The following is a 1,459-nucleotide window of genomic DNA, read 5'->3' as shown; positions in this document are numbered from 1 at the left end:
TTTATGTCAGGATGTTAAGAGGAAACAGGCACTGCTGGGGAGCAACCTGTCAGCAATAAACATCCTGACGGTACGCGGTAACGCTACTTGGGAGGCCGGTTTTCTGCCTCTCTTTTTAAGTTACCGATACTGTCCGTATGGCTTAAAAAACCCGATATTAAATCCTTCGGTAAACAGACTTTCCACAGCGGTCAGTCTCTGCCGCAAGTTCCTGCATTAGTTCACAAAGGCGAGAGGAGCAAACTTTTTTAAGCGGACTTCAAAGCCGCAACAATTATGTAGTATTCTCTCTCGGAAAATCCGTCTACCGGAAGGAAGTTCTCTCTATGACACAATACCATTGATATATTCTGTTTTGTGTTTCAGTACGAAGAATAATCTGTTAACCAGTTTACGCGCCACCTTTACGATGGCTTTGCTTGGAGCCATCCTTTTGCAGTTATGCGTGTAGATCAGGTTCATTGCAGGATCTTGCCGGATTGCCACCCACGCGGCCTCAATCAGATTACAGCGCATAGCAGCGTGCTTGCGCACGGTAATATCTCCTGTCCCATCTTTTTCTCCGCTTGAATGACACATGGGGATCATACCGATATAAGCCGCCAGTTGTTCGGCATTCCTGAAACGGGATATGTCGCATATCTCCGACAGGAACACCATACCCGTGGCCTGACCGATACCCGGAACTGTCATGATTAACCGTAGCGGTTCGCGGAACTGTTCCGTCCTGGCCAGAGCCCGCAAGGCCCGCGTCATCTCCAGCTTCTGCCTGCGCAATTCCTCCAGATGCCTGATCCGGATGTCAAGCGACTGACGGCCGACAGATGTGAGTGTCTGTACCTCCTTCAGCCAGACGATGAAGCGCTTCGACCAATTAGAGTACGGCTCCAGATACTCTACGGGAATCTCTATCCCCAGATAGCGTAACTGTGACTTGATGCGGTTCTTCTGCCGGGTCATGTCTTTCGTTATCGAGTTTTTCAATCTTATCAAAGAACGCATCTCCAATGACACACTGTCCGGCGTGTAGATGCCTTTCAGCTCTTTAGCCCGCAGGCTTCGCGCCAGTTTTCCACTGTCTATGGAATCGGTCTTACGCAGCTTTTCACTGCTTTTGGTCGGAACATCGGCCGGATTTACAACAATATTATCAATTCCTAACCCTGTCAATCTTTCATGTATCCAAAAACCACAGAATCCCGCTTCGTATACCGAGTGATAATCCGCTCCCGGATAATTCGTGACCAGAAACTTATACAACGCTTCCGGTTCTGGTATTTGGCTAAACTTCTTCATTACAGAGGTTTCCGACAAAACTGTTACCGACCAACTCTTCAAATGAACATCTATCCCTACATAGATATTTTGTCCTTTGAAATCTAATTCCTTTCTTTGTCTCATAAGCTATATTCTTTGAGGTTAATAAGTAAGTAATCTCTATTACTAAAATTAACCAAAA

The 1,459-nt window shown here is 46.4% G+C and carries 2 protein-coding genes; one reads left to right on the top strand and one right to left on the bottom strand.

Features of this window, described 5'->3' with window-relative positions; genetic code table 11:
- A partial coding sequence (locus tag ACFO6W_RS26200; protein ID WP_380002101.1) for a hypothetical protein occupies window positions 1–220 on the top strand: 220 nt, incomplete at its 5' end.
- Between the two features lie 104 nt (window positions 221–324).
- Here the strand turns inward: ACFO6W_RS26200 and ACFO6W_RS26195 are convergent.
- The gene (locus ACFO6W_RS26195) at window positions 325–1,401 is read right to left on the bottom strand and encodes an IS110 family RNA-guided transposase (protein ID WP_380002099.1); all 1,077 of its coding nucleotides are present in this window, start codon (window positions 1,399–1,401) and stop codon (window positions 325–327) included.
- Window positions 1,402–1,459: the final 58 nt, after the last annotated feature.

Origin of the sequence: Dysgonomonas termitidis (genome assembly GCF_042654545.1) — a bacterium.
GTDB lineage: Bacteria > Bacteroidota > Bacteroidia > Bacteroidales > Dysgonomonadaceae > Dysgonomonas > Dysgonomonas termitidis.
The sequence above is the reverse complement of the archived record's forward strand: the minus strand, read 5'-3'. Positions and strand labels throughout refer to the sequence as shown.

Bases quoted from the DNA above. Each gene is read 5' to 3' on its own strand.
- ACFO6W_RS26195 (WP_380002099.1), bottom strand. From the start codon at position 1,401: ATGAGACAAAGAAAGGAATTAGATTTCAAAGGACAAAATATCTATGTA.